General features: G+C 70.7%; 24 protein-coding genes. 16 read left to right on the forward strand and 8 right to left on the reverse strand.

What is annotated here, in order from left to right:
* The first annotated feature begins 257 nt into the window (after positions 1-257).
* Both OWM54_RS31505 and OWM54_RS31510 read left to right on the forward strand, forming a co-directional pair.
* Positions 258-2006 carry a sigma-54-dependent transcriptional regulator gene (locus tag OWM54_RS31505; protein WP_324289156.1) on the forward strand — a complete coding sequence of 583 codons (1749 nt, stop codon included), beginning with the start codon at positions 258-260 and terminating at the stop codon, positions 2004-2006.
* Positions 2007-2093: 87 nt separating this feature from the next.
* Positions 2094-2897, forward strand: a complete 804-nt coding sequence (locus OWM54_RS31510; protein WP_141329268.1) for an SDR family NAD(P)-dependent oxidoreductase — start codon at positions 2094-2096, stop codon at positions 2895-2897.
* On the opposite strand, the gene OWM54_RS31515 is transcribed toward OWM54_RS31510, so the two are convergent.
* The 5 genes from OWM54_RS31515 to OWM54_RS31535 form a co-directional block, all read right to left on the reverse strand.
* The gene (locus OWM54_RS31515; protein ID WP_267699873.1) at positions 2867-3679 is read right to left on the reverse strand and encodes a heme oxygenase (biliverdin-producing); all 813 of its coding nucleotides are present in this window, start codon (positions 3677-3679) and stop codon (positions 2867-2869) included. The two genes, OWM54_RS31510 and OWM54_RS31515, sit on opposite strands and share 31 nt — an antisense overlap.
* Positions 3676-3930, reverse strand: coding sequence for a hypothetical protein (locus OWM54_RS31520; protein ID WP_223748216.1), 255 nt, complete (start codon positions 3928-3930; stop codon positions 3676-3678). Before OWM54_RS31520 ends, OWM54_RS31515 begins: the two co-directional genes overlap by 4 nt.
* A 584-nt stretch (positions 3931-4514) precedes the next feature.
* A complete protein-coding gene (locus OWM54_RS31525; protein ID WP_267699874.1) occupies positions 4515-5231 on the reverse strand; it encodes a GDYXXLXY domain-containing protein in 717 nt (238 codons plus the stop codon).
* Complete coding sequence (locus OWM54_RS31530) at positions 5231-6328, reverse strand: DUF4401 domain-containing protein (RefSeq protein ID WP_267699875.1); 1098 nt, start codon at positions 6326-6328, stop codon at positions 5231-5233. Before OWM54_RS31530 ends, OWM54_RS31525 begins: the two co-directional genes overlap by 1 nt.
* A gap of 1 nt (position 6329) precedes the next feature.
* The gene (locus tag OWM54_RS31535) at positions 6330-7337 is read right to left on the reverse strand and encodes a DUF2157 domain-containing protein (RefSeq protein ID WP_267699876.1); all 1008 of its coding nucleotides are present in this window, start codon (positions 7335-7337) and stop codon (positions 6330-6332) included.
* A 169-nt stretch (positions 7338-7506) separates the two neighbouring features.
* Between OWM54_RS31535 and OWM54_RS31540 the strand changes: the two genes are divergently transcribed.
* Both OWM54_RS31540 and OWM54_RS31545 read left to right on the forward strand, forming a co-directional pair.
* Positions 7507-7944 (forward strand): tetratricopeptide repeat protein, encoded by a 438-nt coding sequence (locus OWM54_RS31540; protein ID WP_223748220.1) that lies wholly within the window; start codon positions 7507-7509, stop codon positions 7942-7944.
* Between the two features lie 129 nt (positions 7945-8073).
* Positions 8074-9372: a M14 family metallopeptidase gene (locus OWM54_RS31545; RefSeq protein ID WP_267699878.1), complete on the forward strand. Its 1299-nt coding sequence runs from the start codon at positions 8074-8076 to the stop codon at positions 9370-9372.
* A gap of 140 nt (positions 9373-9512) precedes the next feature.
* Here OWM54_RS31545 and OWM54_RS31550 read toward each other — a convergent pair whose 3' ends face one another.
* Positions 9513-10421 (reverse strand): alpha/beta fold hydrolase, encoded by a 909-nt coding sequence (locus OWM54_RS31550; protein ID WP_267699879.1) that lies wholly within the window; start codon positions 10419-10421, stop codon positions 9513-9515.
* A 183-nt stretch (positions 10422-10604) separates the two neighbouring features.
* Between OWM54_RS31550 and OWM54_RS31555 the strand changes: the two genes are divergently transcribed.
* From OWM54_RS31555 to OWM54_RS31595, 9 genes are all read left to right on the forward strand, one after another.
* The gene (locus OWM54_RS31555) at positions 10605-11594 is read left to right on the forward strand and encodes an AAA family ATPase (protein WP_248541956.1); all 990 of its coding nucleotides are present in this window, start codon (positions 10605-10607) and stop codon (positions 11592-11594) included.
* Positions 11595-11612: 18 nt separating this feature from the next.
* On the forward strand, positions 11613-12494 hold the full coding sequence (locus tag OWM54_RS31560; RefSeq protein ID WP_141330729.1) for a DUF58 domain-containing protein: 882 nt from the start codon (positions 11613-11615) through the stop codon (positions 12492-12494).
* On the forward strand, positions 12491-13522 hold the full coding sequence (locus tag OWM54_RS31565; RefSeq protein ID WP_267699880.1) for a BatD family protein: 1032 nt from the start codon (positions 12491-12493) through the stop codon (positions 13520-13522). Before OWM54_RS31560 ends, OWM54_RS31565 begins: the two co-directional genes overlap by 4 nt.
* The gene (locus OWM54_RS31570) at positions 13497-14507 is read left to right on the forward strand and encodes a vWA domain-containing protein (protein WP_223748225.1); all 1011 of its coding nucleotides are present in this window, start codon (positions 13497-13499) and stop codon (positions 14505-14507) included. The genes OWM54_RS31565 and OWM54_RS31570 overlap by 26 nt, the downstream gene beginning before the upstream one ends.
* Entirely contained in the window at positions 14504-15565 is a 1062-nt protein-coding gene (locus tag OWM54_RS31575) for a VWA domain-containing protein (protein WP_223748226.1), read from the forward strand. Before OWM54_RS31570 ends, OWM54_RS31575 begins: the two co-directional genes overlap by 4 nt.
* On the forward strand, positions 15562-16542 hold the full coding sequence (locus OWM54_RS31580) for a tetratricopeptide repeat protein (RefSeq protein ID WP_223748227.1): 981 nt from the start codon (positions 15562-15564) through the stop codon (positions 16540-16542). The genes OWM54_RS31575 and OWM54_RS31580 overlap by 4 nt, the downstream gene beginning before the upstream one ends.
* On the forward strand, positions 16526-18394 hold the full coding sequence (locus OWM54_RS31585; protein ID WP_267699881.1) for a BatD family protein: 1869 nt from the start codon (positions 16526-16528) through the stop codon (positions 18392-18394). The genes OWM54_RS31580 and OWM54_RS31585 overlap by 17 nt, the downstream gene beginning before the upstream one ends.
* Complete coding sequence (locus OWM54_RS31590; protein ID WP_223781809.1) at positions 18391-19101, forward strand: SH3 domain-containing protein; 711 nt, start codon at positions 18391-18393, stop codon at positions 19099-19101. The genes OWM54_RS31585 and OWM54_RS31590 overlap by 4 nt, the downstream gene beginning before the upstream one ends.
* A gap of 96 nt (positions 19102-19197) precedes the next feature.
* Complete coding sequence (locus tag OWM54_RS31595; protein WP_046715551.1) at positions 19198-19566, forward strand: hypothetical protein; 369 nt, start codon at positions 19198-19200, stop codon at positions 19564-19566.
* Positions 19567-19578: 12 nt separating this feature from the next.
* On the opposite strand, the gene OWM54_RS31600 is transcribed toward OWM54_RS31595, so the two are convergent.
* Positions 19579-21048 carry a tetratricopeptide repeat protein gene (locus OWM54_RS31600; protein ID WP_267699883.1) on the reverse strand — a complete coding sequence of 490 codons (1470 nt, stop codon included), beginning with the start codon at positions 21046-21048 and terminating at the stop codon, positions 19579-19581.
* Between the two features lie 385 nt (positions 21049-21433).
* On the opposite strand from OWM54_RS31600, the gene OWM54_RS31605 reads away from it, so the two are divergent.
* On the forward strand, positions 21434-21841 hold the full coding sequence (locus OWM54_RS31605; RefSeq protein WP_223748231.1) for a response regulator: 408 nt from the start codon (positions 21434-21436) through the stop codon (positions 21839-21841).
* A gap of 3 nt (positions 21842-21844) precedes the next feature.
* Here OWM54_RS31605 and OWM54_RS31610 read toward each other — a convergent pair whose 3' ends face one another.
* Entirely contained in the window at positions 21845-22171 is a 327-nt protein-coding gene (locus tag OWM54_RS31610; protein WP_223748232.1) for a PilZ domain-containing protein, read from the reverse strand.
* A gap of 207 nt (positions 22172-22378) precedes the next feature.
* Between OWM54_RS31610 and OWM54_RS31615 the strand changes: the two genes are divergently transcribed.
* A complete protein-coding gene (locus tag OWM54_RS31615; protein WP_223781811.1) occupies positions 22379-22873 on the forward strand; it encodes a hypothetical protein in 495 nt (164 codons plus the stop codon).
* Between the two features lie 15 nt (positions 22874-22888).
* Complete coding sequence (locus OWM54_RS31620; protein WP_267699884.1) at positions 22889-23371, forward strand: ATP-dependent helicase HrpB; 483 nt, start codon at positions 22889-22891, stop codon at positions 23369-23371.
* Positions 23372-23377 lie beyond the last annotated feature (6 nt).

Genomic DNA, 23377 nt, shown 5'->3' on the forward strand with positions numbered 1-23377 from the left:
CGTTGGGACGCGGCTGCGTACCAGTTGGACGCGGATTCGGGCCTCTGGAGGCCCCTTTCGGAGCCAAACCCCTGAAAAGACGTGAAATGCGTGTCTGGCATGAATCACGCATGGGATTCCGACGCGGCGCCACGGGAAACCGGGTGCCCAGCCGTCAGCGAGGTTCGGGAACGCGGAAGGAGGGGCCGCTCCTTCCGCGTTCTTCATCTCCGCTACACTGCCTCCCCTCCGATGCGGCCCTTGGCGGGTACTCTCGGATGGCACCGGACGGAGGCGAGTGGATGCACGAGGAGATGCCGCAGCTCATGAGCGCGCTGCGGGGGGCGAAGGATTTCGAGACCGCTGCGACCACCACCCTCAAGCACATGTTGGCCGTGGCGCAGGGCGCCGTTGCGTCCAGTCGGTACGCAGCCCGAGCCCGCGTGCTTCGCGGAATCGTCCACCTGCGCCCGGGGGAGGCCTATCGGCGCCTGGCCGCGCTGGATGTGGGCGCTACTGAGATTACGGATGCGAGTGTGGGGACGCCCTTCTTCACGTCGGCGACGGCGTGGCGGGCGGTGGTGGAGCATCGCTGCGCGGTGTCCATCGACGTCAACGTGGGCACGGTGCAGCCGCACGCGCCGGACGCCCCGGTGACGGGCGACCCTGGGCTCGCGGGGTTCCACAGCAACGAGAGCCGTCAGCGCTTCCTGGGCCGCCACGCCACGCACGTGTGCGTGCTGCCCCTGCGCACGCCGGGCGGCAGCATCGAGGGGATGATCTCCCTGGAGGCGGACTGTCTGGCCGCCATGGGGCAGGAGTTCGTCTGGCGCGAGTCGGGCGAGCGGCTCCAGCTGTTGGCGGACGTGGCGGCGCCGTACCTGGCCGGCCTGCCGCAGCGCCCGGTGGCGACCCCGGAGGTGGACGAGTACCTGCCGGTGGTGGGGCGCTCCATGGCGGAGCTGTTGCCCATCCTGCGGGTGTTCGCGCTGCAGGACGAGACCATCCTCATCAGCGGCGCGACGGGCGCGGGCAAGTCCCGTCTGGCGCGCTGGTGCCACGAGCGCTCCAACCGTCGGGGCAAGCCCTTCGAGACGTTGGACCTGGTGACGGTGCCCGAGGACCTCCAGATGGCGGAGCTCTTCGGTTGGAAGAAGGGCGCCTTCACGGGCGCGGTGCGCGACGCGCCCGGCAGCGTGGCGCGCGCGGACGGCGGCACGCTGTTCATCGACGAAATCGACAAGCTGTCGCTCAAGGCGCAGGCGGGCCTGCTGCACCTCTTGGAGTCGCGCAGCTACCGCCCGCTGGGCGAGGGCACCGGTGAGCGTCAGGCGGACGTGCGCTTCATCATCGGCACCAACGCGGACCTGCACGCCGAGGTGCGCGCGGGCCGCTTCCGCGAGGACCTCTACTACCGCGTCAACGTGCTGCCCGTGCGCATGCCCGCGCTGCAGGAGCGCCAGGACGAAATCCCGCTCTGGGCGCAGTACATGGTGAAGCGTCGCCACCGCGAGCGCTCCCCCGAGGGCAGCGCGCGCGTGACGCCGGACGCGGAGCGGCTGCTGGTCGGCAGCGCGTGGCCGGGCAACCTGCGGCAGCTCGACAACATCGTGCGCCGTGCGTACACGCTGGCCATGGTGGAGCACGCCGTGTCCGGTGGCGAGCTGGTGCTCCACGAGAAGCACGTGGCGCGCGCGCTCGACTACGAGCAGGCGCCGGGCGGCAAGCCGCTGCCGGACGCGCTGAAGGCGGCGGCGCAGGCCTTCGTCGCGGAGGCGCGCCGTCGCAACGCGCCCCTGGACCTGGACCTGGCGGACGCGTTCCGGGGACTGGTGCTGGGCATGGCCATCCGGCAGGTGGGGCGCGATGACGGCTTCAAGCTGTTGGGCCGCGAGAGCCTGGTGAAGAACCGCAATCACCACAAGGCGCTCAAGCGCGAGCTGGAGAAGGTGGAGGCGCTCTACAAGGCGCTGGGTGAGGACGCCTCGCCGTTCGCGGACCTGCTCTCCGAGGACGAGGCGGCCTGAGTCGACGCCAAGTGGCCCGCGGTACAATGCTCGCGCAGAGGAGCCATTGCTAGCTTCCGAGAGACAAGACACTCGGGGGTGAGAACGGTGAAGCTCCTCTCTCAATGCGCCATCGTCACGGGTGGTGCGCAGGGAATCGGTCTGGCCGTCGCCTCGCGGCTCATGCGCGAGGGCACCCACGTGCTCGTTTTCGGACGCACGGAGACGAAGGTGGTGGAGGCGGCCGAGCGTCTCAACCGCGAGGCGGAGGGTCGCGCGCGCGCCGTCCCTTTCGCTGGAGACGTGTGTCGCGTGGATGACGTCGAGCGCGCCCACGAGCGCGCCACGCGCGAGCTGGGGCTGCCCGGCATCCTGGTGAACAACGCGGGCACGGTGTCGCTGTCGCTGCTGATGGACCTGCCCGAGGACGAACTGGACCGGCTGTTCGCGGTGAACCTGAAGGGCCCCTTCCTCTGCTTGAAGACCTTCGCCCGCGCGCTCATCGCCCGGAATCAACCGGGCGCGGTCGTGAATGTCTCGTCGCTGTGTCAGACGGTGGTGTCGGAGGGGCTGGGGCACTACAGCGCGTCCAAGGCGGCGCTCGCGCAGCTCTCACGCGCGGCGGCGCTGGAGCTGGGGCGTCACAACATCCGCGTGAATGTCGTCGCGCCGGGCGCCACCCACACGCCCCAGGCCGCGGCCTTCATCGAGGGGCCGACGATGCACCGCGAGCTGTTGGCGCGAACGCCCCTGGGCCGCGCGCACGCGCTGGCGGACGAGGTGGCGCGGGTGGTGCAGTTCCTGTGCTCCGAGGACTCCGGCTGGGTGACGGGCGAGAGCCTGGACGTGGACGGCGGCAACCACCTGCGCGGGCTGCCCAACTACTGGGAGGCGCTGAACCCGCCCCGGTAGCCGCCCGACGGCGGGGAGATTCCCGTCGCGCCCCGGGCCAGCTCGTCGCACACGAGCGCCTGGAGTCGGAATGCCATGCGCGCCTCCTGGATGATTTCGCGCGCCTCGTCCTCCTCCAGCTCCAGGCCGTCGATGCGCGAGTGCAGGCGCAAGCGCAGCGCCGTCAGCTCGTCGGGCGTGGCGGAGCCGTGGAACAGCGTGCCGCGGGAGTCCTCGAGCTCGAAGGCGCTCGCGACGAGGCGCGAGCGCTCCGGCGCGGTGAACAGGTCCAGCACGCACCGCGCATAGACGTGCGCCACGAGCAGGTGCGGCGCGTCCTCGGCGACCTCGCGCAGGCGCTCGGCGTGCAGTCGCGTCTCCACGCACGCGAAGGTCTCCGTGCGCGTCTCGCCGCAGAAGTACGCCAGGTCCGCCTCCAGCGCGTCCGCGCGCCGCAGCTCCGGCATCAGCAGCACGGGCGTCAGTGACGTGCGCGCGGCGCGGGGCAGCACGCTCTCGTACGTGGCGTAGAGCATGTGGAGCTGGCGCAGGTAGCTGACGTAGTGCTGGGCGCGGACGTACTGGCCGTAGATGCCTTCCCACGAGCCGCCGAAGAGCGACTGGAGGAACACGGAGCGCTCGGCCTGCTCGTGCGCTCGGGCAGTGCCTTCCGTGAGCAGCACGGACAGGGGCGCGGAGGTGGGGGCCACGGGCTGGAGGGCCTCTGCCTCGCTCTCGCTCAGTCGACGCACGCGCGCGGACTGCTCGTTGCGCGGCAGACGCAAGGTCCCGGTGGCGCTCACTGCTTCCACCCGCCGAACGTCGGGGCCTGCATCGACGGTGCGCTCTCCGCCTCGTCGGCGTGCGGGCGCTCGGGCTCGTCCAGGTTGTGCACCGCCTCCGCCAGCGTCATGCCGATGGCGCGCAGCACTTCCTCTTCGACACGAATCGTCACCGGCCCCATCGCCAGGTGGATGTGACCGCAGGTGCAACGCGTCACCTCGGCGCATGGCCCCCGCGCGAGCACCCTCTTGCCGCATCCCTGACCGAGCATCGCGTGTCTCCTTCTTGATGATTTTGATTTTGATTATCGAAATCAACAAGATGATGCGCGAAACCCGCCCGGGAGTCAATCCCGAGGGGAGAGGGGGCTGGATGATGGGCAGCGGGCGCCAACCCCGGGAGGGTCGCTGGAGGAGGGAGTCGCGTCGGCGGATTCAAGCTCCTCGATGCGAGAGGAGCCTGAGGCCGGTAGGGCTGCGTCGTCCGTGTCACTCCCGGCGAGGGGGCTGGAGGAGGAGGGAGCCCCGTCAGCGGATTCAAGCTCCTCGATGCGAGAGGAGCCTGAGGCCGGTGGGGCTGCGTCGTCCGTGTCACTCCCGGAGGGAGGTGCTGGAGGAAGGAGCCGCGTCGGCGGATTCAAGCGCCTCGATGCGAGAGGAGCCTGAGGCCAGTGGGAACTGCGTCGTCCGCGTCACTCCTGGCGAGAGTTGCTGGATGTCAGTGGGATACGCGCTATCGGGAGTCACCGCTGAGAGGGTGCTGGATGACGCGCAGGAACCTCGTCGTCAGGAGTCGCCCTGCGAGGCTGCTCGATGACAGTAGGCGCCGCGTCGTCGGAAGGCATCCTCGCAAGGGCTACTCGATGACGGTGGGCTCCTTTTCGTTGGGAGTGTCGACGTCGGTAGAAGCGTCGGCCGCGCTGGGGCTGTCGATGGTGGGCGCTTCGACGGGAGCAGGCGCATCGACCGTGGTGGGGGCATCGATGGTGGTGGGCGCATCGACGTCCGTGGGCGCATCGATGTTGGGGTTCGCCTCGCCCTCGTCGGGAGTGTCGGTGAGGGTCGTCGCGTCGACGTCGTCAGCGGAGTTGGCGTCCAGGGGCTGGCGCTCCTTGTCACGCAGGCCCGCGAGGACGCTGTTGCCATTGTCGGCGGTCTTCAGCTCCGCGTAGCGCGCTCGCTCGTAGCGCCTGGCGTGTCCCTCCTGGAAGAAGAAGGACTCCGCACCCAGTCGGAAGCGGCCGTTCCTGATGCGGTACCTCAGCCTGTGCTCATCCGGAGCCAGGGGGACGACGGCCGAGTCCATGCGCGCGAAGGTCCCCACGCCGTCGCCGTCGAGCTTCAGCACGAGCACCCCGTCCTGGGGAAACTTCTCGTACGTGTTGTTGAGCTCCCGCGTGAGCGCGTAGTCGAGCACCATGTAATCGCCCTGCATCAGCGAGCGAGGGTCCCTGGGCGCGAGCTCCAACAGGATGCCCGTGCCGGTGGAGAGCACGCGCTCCTTCTGGACCGTGAGGCCCAGCGGCACGGCGAGCGCGAGCAGCAGTCCGACGAAGAACAGGGGCGAGCGCATCAGCGTGCCTCCACGGGGGACGGCGCCTGGGGGAAGCGGCGCGAGAGGAAGAGCCGGAGCCCGAGCAGGACGAGCCCGCTGCCCATGAGCGCGAGCGCCTTGGCGAGCAGGGTGACGCTGAGGTCGTAGTAGTACCAGGCGCCCGAGGCGAGCAGGAACGCGGTGGCGATTCCCACCATCAGGTTGCTGCGCCGATGAAAGCCGAGCGCCAGGAGCCCCACCGCGCAGATGACCGTGGGCGTGTGGACCGTGAGGACGGCGACGAGCGTGAGCGCGGCGAAGACGGCCGCGCCAGGGGCTCCGGAGGGGGCCAGGTCGTGCTCCCGCATGATGAGCCACGCGGTGTAGAGGGTGATGGCGGTGAGGCCCAGCGTGAGCAAGGGCATCGGCAGCGTCTGGGACCACTCGTGTGTCTCGACGAGGAACGACGCGAGGCGCGTGAGCATCGCGGCGGGCAGGCCGCAGGCGAGCGCGAAGCTGACGGGGCCGACGAGGTCTCCGTACTTGCCGGTCCGCAACCTCGCCTGTTGCAGGAAGAGCCAGTGGAGGAGTCCCGTGCACGCGAGCAGTCCCAGGTCCATGACCTGCCCGGACACCAGCTCCAGCAGGAGATAGAGGCTCGCCGCGCCCGCGCCGAGCGTGGCGAGGAAGCGCAGGGTGGCGTCCGGGTAGACGAAGAGCAGGACCAGGCAGAGGACGAGGCCGGCTCCGACACCGGCATTGTCCGAGCCCAATTGAGCGACCCCGGCCCCTGCCATGCCCACGCCGGCGAGCGTCAGCGCGAGCGTGAGCTGCTCCAGGAAGACGCCATGGATGGTGCGCCGGAGCGCGACGGCGGCGATGACGAGGACGATGCCTATGACGGCGAACACCTCCTCTTCATCCCAGAGTCCCACGCAGGCGAAGAAGCTCAGCAGGAAGAGCGCGGCCAGCCAGGCGCCGAAGGCGGCGAAGGCCTTCACGAACCAGGGCGAGGCGGTGCTGGTGCGCTGGTGCACCTCGAGCGTGGAGCGGGCGCGGGACCCGGCGAGCTCGTCGACATGGCCTTCTCGTCTCAGACCCTCGAGGACCTGTTGGATGGATGGGCGCAGGGACATGTCAGGACTCCTCGGAGGCGCCCGTGGCGCGGGCCTCGGCGCGCAGCCAGCTGACGGCGATGGCGACCTGGATGATGATGAGGATGGGGAGGATGAAGAGTCCCAGCTCGTCCTTCGTGCCCTCGAACACCACGCGGCCCAGGCCCGTCGTCACGAGCGTCATCGCCGAGAGCGCGCCCAGGGTGAGCAGGAACAGCTCGCCGCGCAGGTGCCGGTGGAGCGCGTACTCCGCGGCGAAGGTCCCGAGCAGCAGCACCAGGGCGGCGAGCCCGCTGAGGCGGACCTCACTGGGGATGATGATGAACGACGTGCCGACGGCGAGCAGGGGCAGCACGGCCATCGTCGCGAGGACGCGGGGCAGCCAGCGGCCTCGCAGCCAGGAGACACCCTGGTTGGCGAAGTGCTCGTGGGTGGCCCACGCCAGGCCATTGAGCATCCCGAGCACCACGGCGAGCCAGCCCTTCGCTGCGTCACCCCCTCCGAAAACCTGGTCCTGGAACAGCGCGATGCCGGTGTTCGCGAGCACGAGGAAGAGCAGCCACAGGGGCGGGAAGCGCGCCGCGAGCACCCAGGGCAGGATGAGCGCGGCCCAGCCGACGAACAGCTCGAACGCGTCCGCGCCCGTCTGATACGCCTGCCCGTAGACGGCCAGCATCGCGCCGACGAGGACCGACGAGGCGAAGAGGCTGCACTGTCCCGCGAGCGTGTCACCGAGCCTGCGCGCGAGCAGCGCGGTGCCGAGGATGCCGACGCCGATGAGCCCCAGCTTGGCGAAGCGGTGCATCTGCGCCCAGTTGTAGGCGAAGAAGTAGATGACGCCGGAGAGCACCAGCAGCGCGCCCAGGCCGAGCAGCACGGTGGAGACGAAGCGCCGCCACGCGTCGGACGTCGGTGAAGCCGTGGAGAGCGCGAGCGCGCGCTCCAGGGCGTCGGGAGGAATGACGCGGGCCTCGGCGAGCGCGCGCAGTCGCTCGGGTGTCGCATCGAGTTCGAGCAGGTCTTTCGGCACGCTCGGAGTCTATCCAAGAGTCGTACCCGACCGGGGCTCTCCTCGGCACGAGGCGCGGGGACACGCGGTGGGATGGCCGCCTGCCCACGGGTTGTGCAGCGCGCTGCACACCGGGAAGGGTGGTATACGCAGCCGTGCACGGCGGTCTTCCGCCCGTGGTGAGGTGCACATGCCCGAGATTCCGGACGAGGTCCACGAGCGCATCCAGGCGCTCTGCGCCGAGGGGGATGAACTCGCCGAGAAGGGCGACCCCGCCGCGGCGCTGCGGTCCTTCAAGGCCGCGTTCCAGCTCATCCCCGAGCCGTGGATGGAGTACGAGGCGACCACGTGGGTCTGCACGGCCATCGGTGACATGCTCTTCCAGATGGGGGAGTTCTCGCGAGCCCGCGCCGCGCTCAAGGACGCCGTCCATGCGCCCGATGGCCTGGGCAACCCGTTCATCCACCTGCGGCTGGGGCAGTGCGAGTTCGAGCTGGGCGACCTGCGGCGCGCCGGTGACGAGCTGGCACGGGCCTTCATGGGCGCGGACAAGGAGATCTTCGAGCAAGAGGACCCGAAGTACCTGCGCTTCCTCGAGACGTTGCTGCGTCCCGCCCAGAAGTCCTGATGGCCCCGCGGCCAGGAGCGCGCCATGTTCCAGGTTGGACGCAGTCGTCTCCTTCGTGTCGTCGCCTGTTGTTGGGGGATGGTGCCCGCACCGGCCCTCGCTCGAACCGCGCAGCCCGTGGCCTCGCCCATGTCCACCTCTCCGGTCGTCACCGTCCCCGAACCCCACGCGCTCGCGGAGCGGTGGGCCCAGGTCCATCTCGCGGCGCTCCCGGTGGCGCCGCTCGTCCGGCACGCCGATGTGGAGCGACACCTGAAGGACTTGAAGGCGCGCTCACCCGACTTCTTCCGGCTCGAGGTCGTGGGGCACTCGGTGGAGGGGCGCGCGCTCCACCATGTCGCGCTGGGCACGGGCTCGCGTCATGTCCTGCTCTGGTCCCAGATGCACGGGGACGAGCCCACGGCGACCACCGCGCTGTTGGACCTGCTCGAGTACCTGAGGACCCACCGTGACGAGCCCTGGGTGGCGAGGTTGCTCTCCACGCTCACGCTCCACGCGGTGCCCATGCTCAACCCGGATGGCGCCGAGCGCTTCCAGCGCCGCAACGCGCAGGGCATCGACATCAACCGCGATGCGCTCGCGCTCCAGACGCCCGAGGCAAGGACGCTCAAGAAGCTGCGCGACGAAATCCAGCCGTTCATCGGCTTCAACCTGCACAACCAGGGCTGGCGACATGGGGTGGGGGACACGGGCCGGCCCGCGTCCATCTCCGTGCTCGCGGCCGCGTTCGACAAGGCGCGGAGCGACAACTCCGGGCGGCTGCTCGCGAAGAAGGTCTGCGCGGTGATTCGCGACGCGGTGGAGACGCTCGCGCCCGGACAGGTGGGGCGCTACGACGACAGCTTCGAGTCGCGGGCCTTCGGCGACAACATGACGCGATGGGGGACCCCCTCGGTGCTCATCGAGACGGGGGCGTGGACCTCACTGCCTCCGGACGAGCCCCTGGTGCGACTCAACTTCGTCGCGCTGGCCACGGCGCTCGATGCGCTCGCGAGCGGCCGGGCCGAGGCGGCGGATGTCTCGCGCTACGAGTCCATCCCCCAGAACGAGAGCTCCGGCATGGTGCATCTGCTGCTCCGGGGCATCGGCCTGTTCGGCGCGGATGGAAGGCCCTTCACCGGCGACGTGGGCATCGCCGTCAACCGGGCCGTGCGCGCCAAGGGCAAGAAGCGGGTGCTCGCGCACGTGGGGAAGATTGAAGAGCTGGGAGATTTGCGAGTCCTCGGCGCCGTCGAGACCGTGGATGGCGCGGGTCTGTTCGCGGTGCCGCTGTCCGGCAAGGGCGCGAAGCCGGGCGATACGGTCCGGCTCACGCAGCCCGCGCGTCAGTCGCTGTCCCTGGGACAGCGTGGCGACCTGATGCTCGTGAAGGCCCTGGATGTCGCCGGCACGTACCGCATCGAGCGCATCATCCGCTTCGACCCGTGAGCCGCACACGTCGCTCCGAGGATACTCGCGCGCGTCCGCATCTCCGAAGGACGCCCGCTTCGTAGGCGTCCTCCGCGTCTCGTCCCCACCACGTCGTGGAGGTCCACGGGCATCCGCGGCATCGACGCGGGCGCGGTGCGCTACGGCGCTCCGCTCGCGGCGAGGAACGTCTTCAGCTCGGGGAGCACGCGCTCGGGACGCTCCTGATGCGGACTGTGGCCCGCGTCCACGCGCACCAGCCTCGCGTTCGGAAAGCGCCGGGAAGCCTCCTCGGCGAGCGACAGGGGCAGCACGTCCTCGCGCTCACCCCAGACCAGGAGCACCGGCGCCGTGACTTCACCGAGCCGCTCCCGACGGTGGAACACCGGCCCCATCAGCGGCACCAGGCTGTCGAAGGCCCGCGCCGCCTCGTCGTGCCCACCCGGCGCCGACATCAGCTCGTAGTCGAGCGCGCCCAGTCGCTCCCCCAGCGGTGTCGGCGCGGGCGGCATCATCCGCGCCCAGGCCCAAGGCCCCAGCGAGCGCGCCAGCCGCTCCGGTCCCGCGCGGAAGAAGGCCCGCGCCGTGCGCGCCATGTCCGGCCCCAGCCCCATCGCGTCCACCAGCACCAGCCGCTCCACCGGCACGCGCGAGCGCAGCGCCAGCTCCACCCCCACCAGTCCCCCCAGCGAGTGACCCACCACGGACACGGGCCCGGGCGCGAGCTGTTCGAGCAGCGCCTCCACGGGCGCGGTGAAGAACCCCACTCCCTCCTCCGCCGAGCGGACGGGCCCCTCGGTCGGCGAGGACATCCCGAAGCCGGGCAGGTCCACCGCGAGCACCCGGTGCCCCCTCGAGAGCGCCGTCAGGTACGCGAACCACAGGGAGGCCGCCCCGCCGCGCCCGTGCAGGAGCACCACCGTGGGGCCCTGGCCCCCCTCCAGCACCCTCAGCGCCCCCCCTCCGGGCAGCCAGTGCACCGTGGCCGTCACCGCCGGGGCCAGCTGGGCCAGCAGCCCCGCCTCCACGGGCCCCGCCGAGGGCGCCTGGGCCCAGGCCGAGCGCTTCATGGCCGCCCCCCACAGCCCCTGGAAATTCGCGAGGTGGGACGAGAAGTGGGGGACAATGGGGCCATGGACACGGTCCTCGGGGACAAGGGGACCCAACTTACCGGAATGCCCGGGCTTCTGCGGTGTTGAGCCCGATACCCGGTCAACCCTAGGCTGCCCGCCGCCAGTCTCATCCGAGGCGTCATGAACACGGACATCCGCGCGCTCACCGAACGCGTGCAGCAGGAAAGCAGCTTCGTCGAGGTCCTCAACCAGGAAACCGGCAAGGTCATCGTCGGCCAGCGCTACATGCTGGAGCGCATCCTCATCGGCTTGTTGTGCAACGGCCACGTGCTCCTGGAGGGCGTGCCCGGCCTCGCCAAGACGCTCACCGTGCGCACGGTGGCGGACGCGCTCAGCGCCACGTTCATGCGCATCCAGTTCACCCCGGACCTGCTGCCCGCCGACGTCGTGGGCACGATGATCTACAACCAGCAGGCCGCGAACTTCACCGTCCGCAAGGGCCCCATCTTCGCGAACATCGTCCTCGCGGACGAAATCAACCGCGCCCCCGCCAAGGTGCAGTCCGCGCTGCTGGAGGCCATGGCCGAGCGCCAGGTCACCATCGGCGACCAGACCTTCGGGCTGCCCCAGCCGTTCCTCGTGCTGGCCACGCAGAACCCCATCGAGCAGGAGGGCACCTACCCGCTGCCCGAGGCGCAGGTGGACCGCTTCATGCTCAAGGTGAAGGTGGGCTACCCGACGCGGGATGAGGAGAAGATCATCATGGACCGCATGTCCGGAGGCTCCACGCCCCGGGCCCAGCGGGTCATCGCGGTGGAGCACCTGGTGCGCGCCCGCGAGCTCGTCCACCACATCTACATGGACGAGAAGGTGAAGGAGTACATCCTCAACGTCGTCTTCGCCACGCGCGAGCCGGGCAAGTACGGCCTCAAGGACCTGGCCGACTACATCCAGTTCGGCGCCTCGCCGCGCGCCACCATCTCCCTGGCCCAGGCCGCGCGCGCGCATGCGTTCCTGCGCCACCGCGCCTTCGTCACGCCCGAGGACGTGAAGGCCATCGCCTTCGACGTGCTCCGCCACCGCGTGGCGATGACGTACGAGGCCGAGGCCGAGGACCTCACGCCGGAGAAGATCATCCAGCGGGTGTTCGACCGCGTCGAAGTGCCCTGACCTCCCGCCGAGCGCCCCGTGCTGCCCAAGGACCTCATCCGCCGCATCCGCAAGCTGGAGATCCGCACCCGCAAGGTGGTCTCCGACATGCTCGCGGGCCAGTACCACTCGGTCTTCAAGGGCCGGGGCATGGCCTTCTCCGAGGTGCGGCAGTACCAGCCCGGCGACGAGATTCGCATCATCGATTGGAACGTCACCGCGCGCATGAACGAGGCCTACGTCAAGGTCTTCACCGAGGAGCGTGAGCTCACGGTGATGCTCCTGGTCGACGTGTCCGCCTCCAAGGAGTTCGGCTCGAAGGAGCGCACCAAGGCCGAAATCGCGGCCGAGGTCGCCGCGCAGATCGCCTTCAGCGCCATCGCCAACAACGACCGGGTGGGGCTCATCCTCTTCTCGGACCGGGTGGAGAAGGTGGTGCCGCCGCGCAAGGGCCGCACGCACGTGCTGCGGCTGGTGAGCGACATCCTCACGTTCCAGCCCGCGGGCAAGGGCACGAACCTGTCCGCGGGGCTGACGTACCTGACGCAGGTGGCGAAGCGGAAGGCCGTCACCTTCCTCGTCTCCGACTTCCAGGCGCGCGACTACGAGAAGCCGCTGCGGTTGGTGGGGCGCAAGCACGACCTGGTCCCCGTGGTGGTGGAGGACCCGCTGGAGGAGGCCTTCCCGCGCCTGGGGCTGGTGGAGATGGAGGACCCGGAGACGGGGGACCGCTTCGTCGTGGACACGAGCGACCCGCGCGTGCGGGGCCGTTACGCGCGCGCCATGCAGGCCGCTCGCGACGAGCGCCGCAAGCTCTTCAAGAAGCTGGAGCTGGACCACGTGGAGCTGCGCGCCGGAGACGACCACGGCAAGGCGCTCGCGCAGTTCTTCCGCGCGCGGGCCCGGAGGATGGCGGCATGAGCCGGTGGATGGCGCGCTTCGCGATGGGGCTGTGCGTGGGCGCGCTGACGCTCGCGTCGTCGGCCGGGGCCCAGGCGCCGCAGGGGACCGCGCCCGCCGCGGCGAGCCCGCCCGGGGCTCCCACGCACGAACAGACGCAGCCGCTGGACGTGTCGGTGCGCGTGGACCCGCAGCAGGTGCGCATCGGCGACCCGTTCACGTACCACGTGGTGCTCACCCATCCGAAGGACCACCGCTACGAGCTGGCGGTGCCCAAGGAGACGGGGGACTTCGAGTTCCTGGACCAGACGCGCCAGCGACAGGACGGCGCGGACTCGGCCACCACGACGTTCGCGGTGCGCATGTCGGCCTTCGCGCTGGGGACGGTGCAGGTGCCCGCGCTCGCGTTCGACGTGGCCACGCCAGAGGGCCCGCGCCAGTACTCGCTGCCGGGTCGGCAGATTGAAGTGACGTCCACGCTGCCTCCGGAGGCGGAGGGGCAGGGCGCGGACCTGTTCGACATCCAGCCACCGCAGGAGGTGCCCATCCGCTCGTGGCGCCTGGTGCTGGCGCTGCTCGGCGCGCTCGCCGCGGGCCTGTTGGCGTGGGCGCTCTTGCGCTGGTGGAAGAACCGCCCCAAGCACGTGTACGTGCCGCCCCCGCAGCCCCTGGACGTGCGCACGCGCAAGGCGCTGGACACGCTCAAGGCGGAGAACCTGCCCGCGCGGGGCCACGTGAAGGACTACTACTTCCGCCTGTCCGAAATCGTCCGTGGCTACCTGGGCGAGCGCTACGGCTTCGAGGCGTTGGAGTGCACCAGCTCCGAGCTGATGTCCTCGCTGCGCCGCCTGGCCCCGCCGAACCTCCCCGAGGACAAGCTCATGCGCTTCGTGTCCGAGTCGGACATGGTGAAGTACGCGCGGGCGGACGCCTCGCCCGAGAGCTGTCGTGACGCGCTCCTGTTCGGCTACGAGCTCGTCGACAAGACCTACGTTCCGCCCCAGCCGATTCAAGCTCCCGACAATGCCGCCGCTCCCCGCGTTCAATAACCCCGAGGCGCTCTGGGGGCTGCTGCTCGTCCCGCTCCTCCTGGTGCAGGCCTGGCGGGAGCGTCGCGCTCGCGCGCCCCTGCGCTTCTCCGCGGCGAACGTGTTCGCTCGCAGCGGCAAGGGCCTGCGCACGTACATGCTGCCGTTGTTGCCGCTCTTGCGCGTGGTGGCGGTGACGGCGGCGGTGCTCGCCATCGCCCGGCCCCAGGTGCGCGACTCGCGCGTGCGCGACCTGTCGGTGGAGGGCATCGACATCGTGGTGGCGTTGGACCTGTCCACGTCGATGGAGGCCGGCGACTTCCGTCCGCAGAACCGTCTGCACGTGGCCAAGGAGGTGCTCACCGAGTTCCTCGCCAACCGCGTGAATGACCGCATCGGCCTGGTGGTCTTCGCGGGCGCGGCGTACACGCAGGCGCCGCTCACGCTGGACTACGGCGTGCTGAAGGAGGTCATCAAGCAGCTGCGCACCCGCGTGCTGGAGGACGGCACGGCGATTGGTGACGCGCTGGCCACGTCGCTCAACCGCCTTCGCGACTCGGAGGCGAAGAGCCGCGTGGTGGTGCTGATTACCGACGGCGACAACAACGCGGGGAAGCTGTCGCCCATGGACTCCGCGAACATGGCGCAGGCGCTCCACGTGCCCATCTACACCATCCTCGTGGGCAAGGGCGGCAAGGTGCCCTTCCCGCAGGGCACGGACCTGTTCGGCAACACCGTGTGGCGCGAGACGGAGATTCCCATCAACCCCGAGCTGATGCAGGACATCGCGGACCGCACGGGCGGCGAGTACTACCGCGCGACGGACCCTGAGGGCCTCCGGCGCGGCCTGCAGAAGGTGCTCGATTCGCTGGAGCGCTCCAAGCTGATGGAGGGCGGCGCGTCCGCCACCTACCGCGAGGAGTTCCACCCGTTCCTGCTGGCCGCCTTCGGCCTGCTCGCGCTGGAGCTGCTGCTGCGCTCCACCTTCCTGAGGGTCTTCCCGTGACGCCCGTGGAACCCTGGCGCTTCACCGTGCTCGGCTATCAGGCGGGACTGGCCCAGCCGGTGTTCCTCGGCCTGGTGCTGCTGGGGGCCCTGTTGGGCTTGCTCGCGCTCATGCTGTCCCTGCGGCGCCGCTCGCGCGTGCGCGCGGTGCTGCATGAGCGGCACGCCGAGCGCTTCACGCCGGGCATCTCCGTGTGGCGTCCGGCCACGCAGGGCGGACTGTACGGCCTGGGGCTCATGCTGTTCGGCTTCGCGCTGGCGCAGCCGCAGTGTGGAACGAAGAGCGAGTTGACCAAGCGGCGCGGCATCGACGTGGTGGTGGCGCTGGATGCGTCCAAGTCCATGCTCGCGCGCGACGTGCAGCCCAGCCGGCTGGAGCGCGCCAAGCTGGAGCTGACGACGCTGCTGGATGAGCTCAAGGGCGACCGCGTGGGCCTGGTGGTCTTCGCGGGCGATGCGTTCATCCAGTCGCCGCTCACGTCGGACTACTCGGCGGTGAAGCTGTTCCTGCGCGCGGTGGACCCGGAGGTGATGCCCCAGGGCGGCACCAACGTGGGCTCGGCGCTCCGGCTGGCCAAGCAGGTGTTGGACAACGCGGACCGCGGCTCGAAGGAGCGCGTGGTGGTGCTGTTGTCGGACGGCGAGGACCTGGTGGGCGAGGTGGGCGAGGCCAGCGACGCGCTGAAGGAAGCGGGCGTGCAGGTGCTGACGGTGGGCGTGGGCTCCGAGTCCGGCGAGCCCATCCCCGTGTATGACCGGCGCGGCGAGTTCGTGGACTACAAGAAGGACGGCGCGGGCGAGACGGTGATCACGCGCCTGGACCGCGCGGGGCTGACGGCCATCGCGGAGGCCACGGGCGGCGCGTTCTTCTTCCAGCCGCGCGGCGTGGCCATGGGGCAGGTGGTGGAGCGCATCGACCAGATGCAGAAGAGCGAGCTGGAGAGCCGCGTGACGGTCCGCTACGACGAGCGCTTCCAGACCTTCGCGGTGCCGGGCCTGGTGCTGCTCGTGTTGGGGATGATTCTCCTGCCATCCACGCGCCGGAGGTCGACGCCATGAGCGCGCGGTGGCTGGGGCTTGCGTGGCTGCTCATGCTGCCGTGGACGGCGCTCGGCGCCGGGCCGCTGGAGCGCGACCACCCGATGGTCCAGAAGGGGCGTGAGGCGTACCTCGCGGGGAACTACGAGGAGGCGCTGAAGGCCTTCGACGAGGCGAAGAAGGAGCGGCCGCACGACCCGACCGTGGACTTCAACCGGGGCGACGCGCTGGCGAAGCTGGGCCGGGTGAAGGACGCGCAGGAGGTGTTCCGCGGGGTGACGGAGTCCAACCGGCCCGACCTGCGACAGAAGGCCTGGTACAACCTGGGCAACCTCGCGGCCACGACCGGGGACAGGGTGGAGGCGCTGAAGTCCTACCGACGCGCGCTGACCTTGGACCCGCAGGACGTGCAGGCCCGGCACAACTACGAGGTGGTGCTGCGCAACCTTCCTCCGCCGCAGGACAACGCGGCGGATGGAGGAATGGACGGTGGGGGAGACTCCGGGACGGATGGCGGGCGCCCGGATGGTGGCGAGGATGGCGGCACCAAGGCGGACGGCGGCGCGCCCGTGGACGGCGGCACCGACGGCGGCGCGGATGGTGGCGCCGACGGTGGGACGGAGGATGGTGGCAGCGACGGCGGCGCGGATGGCGGCGGCGATGGGGGCGCGGACGGCGGGGGTGACGGCGGCGCGGATGGCGGCGACGGCGGCGACCAGGGGCCTCCGCAGAAGGGCGATGGCGGCAGCGACGGCGGCGCGGATGGCGGCGGCGATGACGGAGATGGCGACCCGCGGGATGGCGGCGCGGATGGCGGCAGCGAGTCGGAGAGCGACTCGGAGTCGTCGGGCGCGGATGCGGGCGTGAGCCCGTCGGACCTGGACCAGCAGGAAGCGGAGCGCTTGCTGGATGCGATGAAGCAGAACGAGAAGAATCTCCAGCTCTGGCGTTTCCAGCAGAAGAAGAAGCAGAGGAAGCCCAATGAGAAGGACTGGTAGCTTCGGCGCCGGGGTGGTGTTGGCCGTGCTGGCCCTGCTGGTCTCGGGGCCGGCGTGGTCGGCGGGCCTCGAGTTCTACCAGACGGTGGACCGGCAGGAGGTCGGCAGCGAGGACACCTTCCGCCTCACGGTGGTGTCGGCGGATGCGCCCCCGGACGCGAAGGTGCGGCTGCCGCAGTCGGACGACTTCGAGGTCCTCAACAGCTCGCGCAGCACCCAGCGCTCGGTGTCCTGGTCGGGTGGTGGCCCCGCCAACATCCAGGAGGTCACCAAGTACGTGATGGTGCTCCGGGCGAACCGGACGGGGAAGCTGACGATTCCGCCCGCGGAGATGACGGCGGGGGGCAAGACGCACCGCACGGACTCCGTGCAGATTGTGGTGATGCCGGGGAAGCTGGGGCCCGCGCCCGCGCAGTCGGGCCGCAATCCGCAGCGGCTGCCGGACCCGTTCGCGAACTTCCCCTCGCGCCTGCCGGACCCGTTCGCCAACGACGAGGAGGAGGACACGCCGAGCATCCCGCGGGGCGACTCGGACCTGTTCCTGCGCGCGAGCCTGGACCGGGACCAGGTCTACGTGGGCGAGCAGGTGACGCTGTCGCTCTACATCTACTCGCGCGTGGACCTCACCAGCGTGGACGCCGTCACCATGCCCAAGCTGGAGGGCTTCTGGACGGAGGAGGTGGAGAGCCCCACGCAGCTGTCGGGCGAGCAGAAGGTGGTGGATGGCGTGCCGTACCGCGCCTATCTGCTGCGCCGCCGCGCGCTCTTCCCGGTGAAGGCCGGCTCGCTGGCCATCTCGCCGGCGGAGGCGGACATCACCACGGGCTTCCTGTTCGCGGGCCACCGCGTGCACCGCGTGTCCAACGGCCTCAAGGTGAAGGTGGCGCCGCTGCCGCCCGGTGCGCCGCCGGGCATGTCCAACGCGAACGTGGGCGCGTGGCGGCTGTCCACGGACGTGTCGACGACGCGCGTGGAACTGGGCCAGCCCGTCACGGTGAAGGTCATCCTGGAGGGCACGGGCAACGTGAAGAACGTCACCCCGCCGAAGCTCACCGGCCCCTCCGCGCTGAAAATCTATGACCCCACGACGACGGACAAGGTGGCGCCGCAGCGCAACAAGGTGCAGGGCCGCCGCGTGGTGGAGTACCTGGTGATGCCGCAGCGCACGGGCACCTTCACGCTGCCCGCGTTGGAGTTCCCCTTCTTCGACGTGCGCGCCCGCTCCTACGAGGTCGCGCGCACCGAGCCCATCACCCTCACGGTGGAGTCCGCGGCGGGCAGCCCCACGCCGCCGCCCACGTCCTCCGCGCACGTGGCGGACGCGGCCAACGAGCAGAAGAACGTGCTGACGGCGGGAGGCCTCAGGCCGGTGCGCTACCAGGCGCGCTTCGTGGCGCCGTCCGAGCCGCCGTGGAAGCGTGGCTTCTTCGTCCCGATGGTGCTGGCGCCGCTGGGGTTGCTCGCGGGCGTGGCGCTCATCGGCGGCCTGCGGGGCCGGCTGGCGACGCGGACCGAGTCGGACAAGAGCCGTCAGCAGGCGAAGGCCGCGCGCAAGCGACTGGTGGAGGCGGAGAAGCTCCAGTCGGGCGCGGACGCCGGGGCCTTCTACGCCGAGGTGGAGAAGGCGCTGCAGGGCTTCCTGGGCGCGCGGCTGGGGGGGCCCGTCATCGGCCTCACCCGCGATGTCATCGGCGAGCGCATGAAGGCGGCGGGCGTGGCGGACGAGCGACGCGGGCAGGTGCTGTACGTGCTGGAGGCGTGCGACCTGGGCCGCTACGGCGGCGGGGGTGACGCGGCGGCGCGGCAGAAGGTGATGGACGCGGCGCTCGCCGCCATGGAGGGCTGGGCGTGAGCGGCTACTACTCGCCGGAAGAGGCGCAGGACGTCTTCCTCAAGGCCAACGAGGCCTACGCGCGCGAGGACTACGCCGCCGCGCAGGAGGGCTACGAGAAGCTCCTGTCCCGAGGCCACGGTGGGGCGGACGTCCTCTACAACCTGGGCACCACGCACCTGGCGCGCGGGGACCTGGGCCGGGCGGTGCTCGCGCTGGAGCAGGCTCGCAAGCAGGGCGGCCGCGCGCCGGACCTGGAGGCCAACCTGGCCGTGGCCCGCGCCCGACAGGTGGACAAGGTGGTGGGCGCCACGGCGGAGGAGGAGTTCCTGCCGCGCGTGACGGCGGCCACGGACGGCAACGTGGTGGCGTGGACCTTCCTGGGCACGTGGGTGGGCGCGCTGCTGCTCGTGCTGGTGTGGCGGTTTCTCGCGCCGGGGCGTCGCACGGTGGTGGGCATCCTGGCGGCGCTGCTGTTCGCCGTGGCGCTTCCCTCGGGCGTGCTGCTGGCCGCGCACGCGCACGTGGATGACACGGTGCATGAAGCGGTGGTGCTGGCTCCCACCCTGGTGGCCCGGGAGCTGCCGCAGCCCGGCGCGCGCTCCATCTTCGAGGTGCATGCGGGCCTGAAGGTGCGCCTGCTCGAGGAGACGGGGCGCTTCGTGCGCATCCGGCTGCCCAACGGCCTGGAGGGCTGGGCCGAGCGCGAGGGCGTCGCGGAAATCTGAACGACAGGGCTTCCTGGAAGGAGCCTGGATGCCGGTGCTCCTGCAGGAGTAGACTGACTCAAAGGATATCGGGTTTTCCTTGGAGGTCGGTGCCCAGTGTTCGAGGTCGAGGTCCACGTCGGCAAGAACCGGCTGGTGGTGCGCATCTGGGGAGACGTCGACAAGGAAGAGGCCCAGCGCGTCGGCGATGCCGCGGTGAGTGCCATCGACCGGATGCGTCCGCGGTTCGACCTGTTGTCGGACCTGAAGGGCGTGACGTCGTTGGACTACGAGGGGACGGTGCACCTGCGGCGCATCATGGAGGCCGCGAAGGCGCGAGGCTTCCGTCGGGTGGTGCGGGTGGTGGGGCGCTCGGTGGAAGCGGCGCTGCACTTCGAGCGGACCAGCCGGGAGATGGGCTACGACGCGTATCTGGCCTTCTCGTTGGAGGAGGCCGAGCGGTTGTTGGACGGCGGAGGACCCTGAGCGGCGCGGTGTTCAGCCGCGTCTGCCGGTGAGCCGCGCGAGGAGGCCGGGCTTGCGGTCCTTGCGCTCGCCGGCGTTGGCCGCGGAGAGCGCCGTCACCTTCAGCAGGTTCTGCTGGAAGACGGTGTTGCCCGGCTCCAGCTCCACGGCGCGCTCCAGCAGCCGCGCCGCCTGCGCGTAGTCCTTGCGCTGGTGGATGAGGATGAGGGCCAGCTTGCTGTGGAGCGCGGCGGCGTCGGGGGCGCGGTCGATGGCCTTGGTGAGGACCTCGATGGCACGCTCCACGTGTCCGGCGCGCTCCAGGCGCACGGCGCGCTGGAGGAGGTCCTCGGGCGAATTCGGGGCCGCGCCGGGGAGCGGCGCATCCAGCGGCATCGAGGGACGCTGGGGACGCGTGGCGTGCTCGACGGGCGTGGGGGCCACCTTCCCGGGGAAGGGCACGGCGGGCAGGGTGGTCGCCCCGCTGGGCGTGACGAGCGGCGGGGGCGTCCGGGCGGGCTGTGCGGAAGCGGCGGGGTGCACCACGCGCGAGGCGCCACCCAACTGTGGATGCGAGCTTCGCAGCGTGGGGGCTTCATCCGAGGGGATGACAGGGCTCGCCGGGGCGGCGGGCCGCGACGCGTGCGCCGCTCCTTCGAGGGGCCCTGGCCGTGAGGGAGTCGCTCCGATGAATGCGCCGGGCCGAGAGGCTGGCGGTCGCGCCAGGCCCGCGGGCAGGGGGCGCTCCCCGGGAGCGGGGCTCGAGGCCCCACGGGGCGCGGCTCCGGGACGCAAGCCCCGCGAGGGCTTCGCGGGCGCGTCATGCGAGGGTGTATCCAGGGGCCTGTCGCGTCGGGTCGGACGGTCCTCGATGGGCTCCTCGTCACCGAGCGCCATGGGCGTCAGGTCGTCCTCGTCACCCAGGGCCATCGGCGGCAGGGGAGTCTCACCCAAGAGGGTGGGGACCTGCACGTCCCGGAGGGTGAAGGGCTCCGCCTCCTCGTCCGCGCCGAGCGGCTCGGGCTCCAGGAACTCGGAGCCGTCGAGCACGGGCATCTCGGCCGTGAGGCTGCGCTTGGGCGGCGGGGCCGGCTCGCGCCGCAGCTCCACGACGCCGCGCTCCAGCAGGCCCTTGAGGACGACCTTCACCTCGATTTCGGGCAGCCGCGCCGCGAGCGCGAGCTGCGGCACCGCGAGGACGCCATCGACGAACGACGCGATATGCGCCTCGAAGGGATGCAGCGGCTGCAGTGCGATGTCCAACCCGGCACGCAGGCGCGGCACCGTCTGCGCATCCATGGGGATGGTGAAGCGCGCGGTGGCCAGGTGGTGGGCCGCGGGCTTCTGCGGCGGCGGCCGGGGCAGCTCCATGGTCCGGGTGCGCTGGGGCGGAGAGAGCATGGCCCGGACGATGGTGGGCTCGGTGACGACGTACTCCCCGCTGGCCTGCTCCGGGTCCAGGAGCAACCCACAGTGCTCACACTGGAAGTCGTCTCGCCCCACCGTGCCTCGGCACTCAGGACATTCTAGTTTTGCCGCCATTTCAGGCCCATCATAGCGCTCCGGGACAACGGAGAACCGAAGCCTTGGAGGGAGGGGCGTGCAGGAGGTGACCTGGTGGGGTGGAATTCCGAGGGGCGCGGGTGGCGCGGAGGGCCTGCTGGCCCGGGGAGCGACCGGCCGGTCGGGGCTCGGAGACGAAGCGCGGATTTCCCCGTGAATCCCAGGCAGACATGTCGGATGCGTGGTGCTCCACACAAATGAATGGCAACCCTGGTGCGCGTGGTGTCGGCGGGGCTATACCGCGCGCGGCAGGTGGCACCGGAAGTGGGGGTGGCGCGCCCGCGAGTCATCGCCCTCGAGTCGTCCAGCGTCGCGCCGGAGAAACATGGTTGGCATGTCCCAGGCACCCTTTCACATCCTGCTCGTGGAGGATGAACCCGTCATCCGGGAGCTGGTGCGCTCGATGTTGAGCGACGGCACGGTGGATGTGGTGTGCGCGGCCAACGGGCTGGAGGGGCTGAAGCTGGCGCGCAGCCGCACCTTCCACCTCATCCTGATGGACGTCGTCCTGCCGCAGCTCGACGGCATCTCCGCGTGTCGCATCCTGAAGAGCGACCCCGTCACGGCGGCGGTGCCGCTCTACATGCTCACCGCGAAGGCGAAGAAGTCGGACATGGAGAGCGCCACGCTGGCGGGCGCGGACGGCTACATCCACAAGCCCTTCCGAGGCGCGGAGCTGATGGCGCTGGTGGAGCGGCTGCGCATGGCGCCGCCCCGCTCGGAGCCGGCCTGAGCTTCAGGGCAGGCGCGGGTGGAGGAAGCGCGCCAGGGCGATGAGGTCGTCCCAGTCCAGCTCGCCGAACTCCAGCGCCACGCCGTTCGCCTCGCGGCGGCGGATGGTGCAGGTGGTGACGATTTCGCGGTCCCCCGGCAGCGGCAGGGCCAGGGTGAGCTGACGCTGCGAGTCGCCCGGGTGGGCCAGCAGGAACAGGCCCGCCATGGACACATCGCGGGCCCGGGCCATGACGGCGCGTCCCGGCAGGAGCACCTTCACGGCGATGTCCGCCTCGACGCGCGGGTGGAAGCGCTCGGCGATGTGGGGGCCACCATTGGAAGTCTGCATCTGCTCCTCCGCGTGCGACAGGGTGCGACAACTCTGAGGCACCTGGCGTGCGAGGCAAGTTTCCGTCCCGTCCGCCCATCCCATCGTCCGGACGCTCTTCCCGGCGGGTGGAGTCCGGTGGGCGCCGAGGCAGGCGGGATTGCTCGGGATTTCTCCTGGCATGGCCCCTGAACAGGGGCTTCCGGCACCCATCGCCGGAGGTCTTGCTTGGAACCGAGTCAGCGCAGCCCGTACCTGTTGAGCACCACCCACACCCTGCCTCGGCAGACGCCGCGCAACGACTTCGGGACGGTGCTGGCGCACGCGGCGCACACCGTCGTGAACAAGGGGGCGGGCGTGGTGGGCGGGATGATTCCGACCGGCGCCATCCTGAGCGCGGCGGTCTCCAGCACGAAGCTGGCGGTGGCGCAGGTGGCGCCCATGAAGACGTCCGACTTCGCGTCCACGGCGTCGGCCTCCACGGCGTCGGCTTCCACGGCGAGCGCCTCGCTGGGAACGGGAGGCACGTCGTCGGGGAGCACCGATGCGTGGGAGCTGTTGAACGCGCAGAAGGAGCTCAGCGCGGAGGGCCAGAAGTTCAATGCGGCCTATCTGCATCTGCAGAACGAGATGCAGCGCGAGAGCCGTGAGCACAACGCGGTCTCCAACATCATGAAGGTCCGCCACGACTCGGCGAAGGCCGCCATCAACAACATCCGCTGAAAGGGCATGGCAGCCATGAGCGTGGACAAAGTGGGCGCCGTGGGGGGCCCGGGCCTGTCGCCCGTGGCGCCCGGGCGCGAGCGGTTCGGTCAGGTGTTGGAGGGGGCCCGGAACCCTGGACCGAGCGGAGGGCCTCCCGTGTCGGTGGAGGGGGCGACGCGTCCGGTGGGCGAGGCCTCCGCGGGCGTAGTCCGGGCCGAGGGCACGGGGGCGCGGGCTTCCGCGGGGTGCGCGCGGGCGCAGGCGGGCGAGCGGGTGGATTCGGTCCAGTCGGCGAGGGAGCAGCAGGCCGCGCAGGTGGTGGAGCGCGTGGGGCAGGCGCAGAAGCGACTGGACCACATCCTGGGGCTGGCGGAGTCGGGCCGGGACTTCTCGTCGGCGGAGCTGCTGTCACTGCAGGCGCAGGTCTATCGGGCGAGCCAGGAGCTCGACCTCGCCGGCAAGGTCGTCGAGAAGGCGACCGGCGGCGTCAAGCAGGTCCTCCAGACGCAGGTTTGAGCGCGC

The organism is Myxococcus sp. MISCRS1 (assembly GCF_026626605.1).
In the GTDB taxonomy this organism is placed as follows: domain Bacteria; phylum Myxococcota; class Myxococcia; order Myxococcales; family Myxococcaceae; genus Myxococcus; species Myxococcus fulvus.

Bases quoted from the DNA above. Each gene is read 5' to 3' on its own strand.
- OWM54_RS31555 (WP_248541956.1), top strand. From the start codon at position 10,605: ATGAACACGGACATCCGCGCGCTCACCGAACGCGTGCAGCAGGAAAGC.
- OWM54_RS31545 (WP_267699878.1), top strand. From the start codon at position 8,074: ATGTCCACCTCTCCGGTCGTCACCGTCCCCGAACCCCACGCGCTCGCG.
- OWM54_RS31570 (WP_223748225.1), top strand. From the start codon at position 13,497: ATGCCGCCGCTCCCCGCGTTCAATAACCCCGAGGCGCTCTGGGGGCTG.
- OWM54_RS31525 (WP_267699874.1), bottom strand. From the start codon at position 5,231: ATGCGCTCGCCCCTGTTCTTCGTCGGACTGCTGCTCGCGCTCGCCGTG.
- OWM54_RS31540 (WP_223748220.1), top strand. From the start codon at position 7,507: ATGCCCGAGATTCCGGACGAGGTCCACGAGCGCATCCAGGCGCTCTGC.
- OWM54_RS31520 (WP_223748216.1), bottom strand. From the start codon at position 3,930: ATGCTCGGTCAGGGATGCGGCAAGAGGGTGCTCGCGCGGGGGCCATGC.
- OWM54_RS31585 (WP_267699881.1), top strand. From the start codon at position 16,526: ATGAGAAGGACTGGTAGCTTCGGCGCCGGGGTGGTGTTGGCCGTGCTG.
- OWM54_RS31610 (WP_223748232.1), bottom strand. From the start codon at position 22,171: ATGCAGACTTCCAATGGTGGCCCCCACATCGCCGAGCGCTTCCACCCG.
- OWM54_RS31605 (WP_223748231.1), top strand. From the start codon at position 21,434: ATGGTTGGCATGTCCCAGGCACCCTTTCACATCCTGCTCGTGGAGGAT.
- OWM54_RS31505 (WP_324289156.1), top strand. From the start codon at position 258: ATGGCACCGGACGGAGGCGAGTGGATGCACGAGGAGATGCCGCAGCTC.
- OWM54_RS31530 (WP_267699875.1), bottom strand. From the start codon at position 6,328: ATGTCCCTGCGCCCATCCATCCAACAGGTCCTCGAGGGTCTGAGACGA.
- OWM54_RS31580 (WP_223748227.1), top strand. From the start codon at position 15,562: ATGAGCGCGCGGTGGCTGGGGCTTGCGTGGCTGCTCATGCTGCCGTGG.
- OWM54_RS31565 (WP_267699880.1), top strand. From the start codon at position 12,491: ATGAGCCGGTGGATGGCGCGCTTCGCGATGGGGCTGTGCGTGGGCGCG.
- OWM54_RS31550 (WP_267699879.1), bottom strand. From the start codon at position 10,421: ATGAAGCGCTCGGCCTGGGCCCAGGCGCCCTCGGCGGGGCCCGTGGAG.
- OWM54_RS31620 (WP_267699884.1), top strand. From the start codon at position 22,889: ATGAGCGTGGACAAAGTGGGCGCCGTGGGGGGCCCGGGCCTGTCGCCC.